The organism is Gelidibacter japonicus (assembly GCF_010725055.1).
Lineage (GTDB): Bacteria > Bacteroidota > Bacteroidia > Flavobacteriales > Flavobacteriaceae > Gelidibacter > Gelidibacter japonicus.
Genome location: NZ_BJKB01000005.1, coordinates 280,118 through 287,740, shown reverse-complemented (window position 1 = coordinate 287,740; position 7,623 = coordinate 280,118). Strand labels below are relative to the sequence as shown.

The window sequence follows — 7,623 nt, the reverse complement described above, 5'->3', positions numbered from 1 at the left end:
GGCAACGAGCTATCACCAAAAAGGTAGAGGTCTCACAAGCAAGGAAGGACAGAACGTAAAGAGGTTCTTAATCTTTGAAGGAATGGTGCGAGCCATAGCCCCAGAGAACAAGGACAGGTTACAAAAAAGTACAACAAACAAAAAAATGATTGGACGAGTAGTACATCCCTACAATCTTCAAAAAGCGTTGGAACACGTCATTGCCAATAAAGGCAGTGCGGGAATCGATGGTATAAAAACTATGCAGCTCAAGGAGGATTTTCCTTTCCTAAAGACACAATTGCTTCAGGAGATTACGACGGACCGCTACTTGCCACAACCGATTCTGGGGATTGAGATCCCCAAGGACAACGGGAGAACCCGGTTGTTGGGCGTTCCCACCACCACTGACAGAGTGATGCAACAAGCCGTATCGCAAGTGTTGTCGCCGCTATTTGAACCCGAATTCAATGCAAGCAGTTTTGGATTCCGTCCCAATAAGAACGCCCGACAAGCTGTCGGACAATCACGGGACTACATCCATCAGGGACTGAACCACATTGTGGATATTGACCTGAAAAACTTCTTTGACGAAGTTGACCACTGCCTGCTCCTGAATCTGCTGTTCAAAAAAGTGAAGTGCAAGACTGTGATGCGACTCATTCGTAAATGGCTGCGTGCACCGATACAGATCAACGGTAAAATGCAAAAGCGTAGAAAGGGAGTTCCGCAAGGATCTCCCTTAAGTCCTTTACTGTCAAATATCCTGCTCCACGAGTTGGACAGGGAAATGACAACAAGGGATCTCAAATTTGTGAGATATGCCGATGATTTTAGTATCTATTGCAAATCAGACAGTCAGGCGAAAGCCACGTCTCAGGCTCTTGTTAAATTCTTAAGAACCAAGCTCAAGCTTACCATTAATAGGGAGAAAAGTGGGATTAGAAAACCCGTGGACTTCACTATTTTGGGATTTGGGTTTGTGCCTGTGTACAAGAAAGGAACCAAGAACCAATATCAGTTGGTAGTGGCAGAAAAGGCATGGAAGAAACTAAAGGGAAAGCTCAAAAGCATTACCCAAAAAACCACTGGAGTCAAGCTGGGACATCGCATTGCCAAGCTAAAGGAGATCCAACGAGGATGGCTGAACTATTTTCGGGGAACACGTATAGCAGGCAAATTGCGCGATATTGATGGCTGGCTCAGAAATCGAATACGCTACTGCATCTGGCACGATTGGAAGAAACCCGAACGGAAGAGGAAAAACCTCATACGACTGGGCATTGACCAAGACCATGCCTATGCATGGAGCAGAACTCGAAAAGGTGGTTGGGCAACCGCACAGAGTCCTATTTTAGGGACGACCATTACTTTAAAACGCTTAAAAATGAGAGGGTATCAATCATTGACCGATGTTTACTTAGAACTCAACCCATCTTTTTGCGAACCGCCGTATACGAGACCCGTACGTACGGTGGTGTGAGAGGCGCAGTGGCGACCGGTAGGTCGTCACCCGTCTACTCGATTGTATGCCCGTGCTTTCTTTTCGTCCGTGCGTAGGCGAAGACACACTCTTTGACAAGCTTTGGCTGGTGCGGTTGGCTAGAGCGGCTTGGCAATGTGTGTGGCTTTGAAGCGTTGGCATATTTGGGCTATTTTTTATCATAGTGCTTGTCAAATTCTTTAAGAATCTCAGTGCTGTAAAATTTCATTTTCGTTCCTTTTGGGTTATTCCAATCTAAATGTCGTTCATCCGAGTATTTTTTATTACTCTCAAAAGTTTTCTTCAATTTCCAAAACTTCTGATCCATCTTGAAATTATTGTAACGAGCTTGAAGCTTTGGCTTTAGATGGTTTGTCCAACTCCAAGGATATTTCTTTCTAAATACTTCTTCCGAATCTTCTTTGTACGAAATGGCGTTTGGGTCGTCTGGGTCATACTTGAATGATGTCAAGGTATCAACGGATTTTGATTTTACCCATTTGGTTTCAAGTATCAGCGAAATATTGTGTTCTTGCGTTTCGTCAGAAGGAAAGGACTTCTCTTTGGCTGCTATGAACTTCAACAGGTTTTGGTGTTGCTTGTCTTCCTTGTTGATTGAAAAACTTTGCATTTCGTGATTGTGGAAAAACGAAATGGGCATTAGGTAAAAATTGTATTGGCTCAAATCATAGTCAAACCATTTGTTGACCATGTTTACATAGCTTTTCAAGGATGAAGTGCCGATTTCTAAAAACTTCTTTTCAAACAACTTGCTGTCGTTCATAAAGTGAATGGCATTGTCCCGAATTTCAATGAGCAAGCCTAAATTTTCTTTCAGCCGTTCGGGAAGTTTCAATTCCTTCATGGCGTTGGTTACGTCAATTGTCAGGTAGTTTCCCGAGCGACTAGTTTTGAATTTTGGCTTTTTATAAGGTGTACCGTCTTTGCGAGTCTTGTTTGGGTCAATGATGTAAATGCTTTCTAACTTGTTTTTATTCCGCTGAAGGATGCGAGCTTTTAATAGCAACTCCCAAGCATTTACCATAAGAATTGAAAAACTTTCTTCTCTGTATTTAAAATCAGGTTTGTTGTATATCTCAATAGCCGATAATGCCGCATGAACGGATTTTTCGAGTAAATGCTGACATCTGGCTTTTCTTGACATAGTGGTAAATTTTACGCCATTGATTTTATCATACTTTCTATAAACGCCACTTCTTCCGAACTCAATTGGTACTTTTTGTACAACTGCTGGTCTATTTCAGAAATGGATTTTGTCCAATCGATGTCTGAGTTGGTTGTGAAGTCTTGAACGGGAACAAACTTCCAAACATCTTTACTATTATCTTGAGTTACCTTCAAAATTCCCAATAAAGCTCTTGTGAATTTAGTTTGAATATACTTTAAACAGGCACTCGCAATTTCAGCTGAATCAAACGCACCAATACCAATAAATGATTGGGTATATCCTGTATTAGGATCCCCAACTAATGGAGTAGACAAAACTTCGCCAAGTTGACCTGTTCCATTACTTTTCGGTAAAAGGACTTTATATTTATCAAGTGTTTCGTGCTTCTCAAGGTATTTTGAACTGATAAAACGATAAAAGCGATTATTTTTTATTAAGCCTAAAACATTTATATCATTTTTGCCTACTCTGTTTTCAGTAAAGACTTCAAGTTGTCCGAAAATTGAAGTGGTCAACCTCTTTTCGCTCCCGTTACTTCCTATTATTTTCTTGTATTCAGGGAAGTCATTGAAAAGCACATTTAGTTTGAACTTATTTTGAGAGTAGATATGATTGCTAATAGGAGAAAAGCCGTTGTCTGAATTTACTTTGTCTGCAATGGAGCTTAATTCTGGGTACGATGTAAATACTCCAATATTGCCGAATACTTGTTTCTTATCTCTAAAGGTAACCGCAACACCACCTTTGATATCCACATTGGGAAAAACTTTTGTACTATCACTCTCGTACCAAACTACTTTAAAGTGCTTGTCATTGAGGATTTTGCTGTTCCAATCCTTTGGTGTTTTACCTGCATTGAACAAAAAGCGGCCTGGAGTTATGAAAGTGACTTTGTCGGATATTTGATGAGCAATATCCATGAAAAGGTGATAGATAGGCTTGTCACTTGTACCTTCTGTAGTTTCCTGATAAGGCGGATTGCCTACGATTGCGTTAAATTTCATGTCGTTGTTGTTATTAGCTTTCCAATAAGATTGTCCTTTTTTGATTTTTGCAATAAACTTTTCGGGACGTTGAGTAATTTGTCGCACCATGTCTTCAAAATAGTGCGTGTTTACATTGGCAGTTCTAAAACCTACCAAGGTGCGTTTGGTAATGCTTTTTGCCATAGGGGTTTTACAGAGTACAAATACATTTTCTGCTACTGTTTTATCCCATAATTCCTGCTGTTGTGCGACTGTGAGTGTGTTGGGGTCCTTGTCAGGATACTTCTCCTTGATACGGTTTCTGAAAATGGAATACGCCACATACAAAGGATAGAGACCCGATTTAGAATTGATTTCTAAAATACGAGCATCTGTGGCAAAAACCTCTTCGGTTACTTGACCTTGTGATGTAAAATTCGGATGTGCGATTGTTTTTTCATGGGCTTCATCCAAAAAGACATAACCGCCCAAACAGTCACCCAAGTGCATGTTCACTACTCGCCATGGTGTCAATACGGTTTCTTTGTCGGGGTTTCTGAAGGTACCAAAAATGTGGGTAATGCGTTCAATACGTTCTTCAATGGTCACATGGTCGGTGGCTCGAGCCAAAGCTCTTATGCGTTTGCCCGCTGCACGAAAAACATCTGGCTCGTAGTACTTTTTGAACTTCCTAAATGTGGCTTTGTCAACGCCTTTGGGCATAAATTCCTCCCAAGATTGATTGTCCACCAAATCTGTAAAGTTGTCTATGGATATTTCTGTTTCTTCATTTTTTACATCCGCACCGTAAATCAATAAAGGCATGCGAATAGAAATGCCACGAAGAATAGAGACTGCGGTGTCGCGCATTTTCTTTTGTTCTTTGTAGCGCTCCAAAAGCTCGTTTTCTTGTGGACTGAGTTCTTTTTTCTTCTTCTTTTGGGCTTGTTCTATTTGTTCGTAATCTTCTTCTGTAAAACCTTGTTTGTTTATTTCTATGTCCTTGCTTTTGGGCATGGCTTTGGTGCTGCCAATCACTTTTTTGAGTCCATTGAATTCTTCTACCTCCACATCATCCAATTGCATCAATTGGTCACGGTTGTAAAGATGCTGGTCTTCAAAGCCATTGTTCATCACCCGCTCGATATAAACCTTCTTGAGCTGTTCCAGCATGCCATTTACGTCATAGTCCCTCATGCGAGAACCGTCAAAGGCAATGATGGGGCAGAAGTTTAAGAACTCACCCATAATCTTGCGGTCTTCGCCTGTGGTCTTTCCTGCCTTGGCTGAAACTTTAGCTGTTTCGGCAATGACTTTCAGCGTACGATCAGGCGCAAAGTCAAAAACAAAGCACTCTTCCTTTACTTTACCGTTAATGGTGGCAGGTGTTTGCACTCTGAAAATGGTTTGCATATAGGCAGAAGCCGAAGTATTGTGTGAGCCTGAAAGCATAAAAACTGCCGTCCAAGCTTTTACAGAAACGCCCGTAGTTAAACGTCCGCACGAAAGCGTAATGGTGTAGTTTTCATGCGGATTGGCGCCAATGGCTTTTTCTACTTTTTTAAGCGCTTCTTCGTTGGCTTCCTCTTCATCACCGTCACCTGCCACATTTACAATGTCAAATTGGCCAAAGACAGGGTGTGTTTTAAGCATAGCGCTCAGTGCTTTGGCTTCTCTTACACCTGGTACCATCCAAAGCGAATGCCGGAAATTATCGCGATATTCTTCCGTGGAATAGGGGTAATTACTTTCAGAATCGGATTTACAAATTAGGTTTAGGAATGAAAACACGTCTTTCTCATGAAGAAAACTTCCTGTTTCGTTCACTCGAAAAAACTCACGGAAATTAAACGCTACTTCTTCGTCAATATAACCGTGCAGTAATTTCCCAAGGTCGTAAGTAAAAATATTGAGTTTTGGAAGTGATGCATAAGGGTTTGGGTCGCCAAAGTGAATTTTATCCCAATCTGCTTTTGCTTTTTGTTCCATCACATAATCCCAAGTATAGATTTCATCTTCTTGGTAATTGTCTAGCAAATTGAAAGGGGTTCCAGAAAGGTGAAGCACCTTTGTATTTTCTTTTTTAAGCTCTCTAAGTACGTTTGTTCCTAGCTCGGTTTGTGTGCCTTCATGCGCTTCATCTACAATGACGAAGTCCCAAGTTGTTCCAAAGATTTCATCATTTTTATTGAAGTTACCACCTACCAATTCCGAACCTCTAAGGTCTTGCATGGATGCAAAATAGATGTACTTGGAATTTCCTTTTTTACATTCTCTCTCCAGAGTCGCAAACTGATTTCCTTGATTTTTAGAACCATACGAATACTGTGGAGAATCGTAGAATATTTTCCCAAAGTCTTCAAACCAACCCTTATCCACCACAGGGCGGTGTGTTAGAATAAGTGTTCGGGTAAATTCATGTTCCTTTACAACTTGAAGAGCTGAAAGTGTTTTACCGAAACGCATTTTTGCAAACCATAGCATTTCGTTGCTTTTTTTGAACTGCTTAATGGTCTTTTCAATCGCCTCTTTTTGTTCAGGTCTAAATACAATTGGGTTTTGCCTTTCTGAAACCTCACTGGCATGAAGTGAATCTTTGCCTTCTTTTACGGCTGCGATTGCTTTTTTTACCGTTTCAAGGTCTGTGACAAACCATTCATTGGCTTTGTTTTTGGAATCAAATATTTTCTTTTTTACACCTGAACGAGTAAGCACATTATGCACTTCATGGTCTGAAAAAGCCATTAGTCCATTTTTATCATTAAAGATTGTCAGTTCGGTATAAAGCAAGTCATAAGCAATTCCCGCTGTTCGGGTGTATTGGTCTATACGCTTTTTGGCTGCTTTATTAAGTGCTTTGCTGTTCGGTTCAAGTCCCCAAATATTCTCATTATCAGAAGTTGCTTCTCCAATTTTCAAACAACCGTTATGGGCAGCATCATTGATGCGGAAAACGTAGATTAACTTTAGTTTTAATGATGATGTAAATTTCATTTTCCGCGATGATTTAAAAGGTCAATGAACCTGATTTTTCTGCTCGTTTTACCTGTTTTCGAATCCTTGTTAGACCAATCCTTTATTAAAGCATAAGTGCCGTTATGTTTACGGATATTACCTTTTTCGCAACCTTCGCAAAAAGTGTGTTTGGTCTCAGTTTCTCCAAAAAGATTTACGCTTGTCTCAGTTTTATGACCACAGCTGTTTGGAATTACGCCTTTCAGTCCGTCCATTTGCCATACATTCCAAGAAATAATGTAGGCTATATATTGAATAGATTTTAGTAATGGCTCTTTGTCAAATTTTACTGTGTAGTTTTCAATGAATGTGGCAAGCATGGACTCTCTTGCGAGTAACAAGCTATCGCCTTGCCATTCAAAAGCATAGGTGTTTTTGTAAGCCGATTGTGCTGCTTTTAGCCATTCCCCCGATGAGTCAACATTTTCGTTTATCACTCTCAGTTTACGGTCTAAAATGCCAATTCTATTTTGAATTGGAATGAATTCTCCTGTCGTACTATCATATCGGCTTGTGATATAAGGAGCTTCTCCGCAAGCAATTTCGAGGCGAGTATCTCTCACATAGCCATTCCAAGTTTTGCCTTTTGGGAAGGTGATTTTATCCGTGTTTACTTCCCAACCTTTTGTTCCATCAGACAAGGCTTTTTCTTGATTGAAAACTCCTTCTTTTCCAAACCAAGCATTATCGATAAGATTGTTTTGAGTATTGCAAATCCATGAAGGGGTAAACACTTCAGCCATTTCCTTGGATCTGGATTGTTGCAAAACCTTATCTTTATGAACTCGCGGCATGATGATATTGCCGTTTTCTCCTGTAATTAACTCTGGAAGTATGTAGGCATCAGAATTGTATGGCGCTCCGAGATGTTCGTAGTTATTAGTAGCCCAAAATATATTTTTTTGAGTGGTGTGGTCACGAAGTAATATTTCGAGTACGTCAGGGTACTGAGCAATCAATTCATTTTCTAATATGTCAATTCCTGTTCGCAC

Annotated in this window: 4 protein-coding genes; 1 reads left to right on the top strand and 3 read right to left on the bottom strand. The window is 40.4% G+C overall.

The window, feature by feature from the left end; genetic code table 11:
- On the top strand, positions 1 to 1,462 hold a 1,462-nt coding region (ltrA, locus tag G6N06_RS07810), incomplete at its 5' end, for a group II intron reverse transcriptase/maturase (RefSeq protein WP_443093408.1).
- Positions 1,463 to 1,631: 169 nt separating this feature from the next.
- On the opposite strand, the gene G6N06_RS07805 is transcribed toward ltrA, so the two are convergent.
- Genes G6N06_RS07805 through G6N06_RS07795 form a run of 3 tightly spaced genes read right to left on the bottom strand, consistent with a single transcriptional unit; the run spans position 1,632 to position 7,623 of the window.
- Positions 1,632 to 2,627: a DUF3644 domain-containing protein gene (locus G6N06_RS07805; protein WP_163515574.1), complete on the bottom strand. Its 996-nt coding sequence runs from the start codon at positions 2,625 to 2,627 to the stop codon at positions 1,632 to 1,634.
- Between the two features lie 11 nt (positions 2,628 to 2,638).
- The gene (locus tag G6N06_RS07800) at positions 2,639 to 6,610 is read right to left on the bottom strand and encodes an Eco57I restriction-modification methylase domain-containing protein (protein WP_163515572.1); all 3,972 of its coding nucleotides are present in this window, start codon (positions 6,608 to 6,610) and stop codon (positions 2,639 to 2,641) included.
- Positions 6,607 to 7,623 carry a restriction endonuclease subunit M gene (locus tag G6N06_RS07795; RefSeq protein WP_163515571.1) on the bottom strand — a complete coding sequence of 339 codons (1,017 nt, stop codon included), beginning with the start codon at positions 7,621 to 7,623 and terminating at the stop codon, positions 6,607 to 6,609. The genes G6N06_RS07800 and G6N06_RS07795 overlap by 4 nt, the downstream gene beginning before the upstream one ends.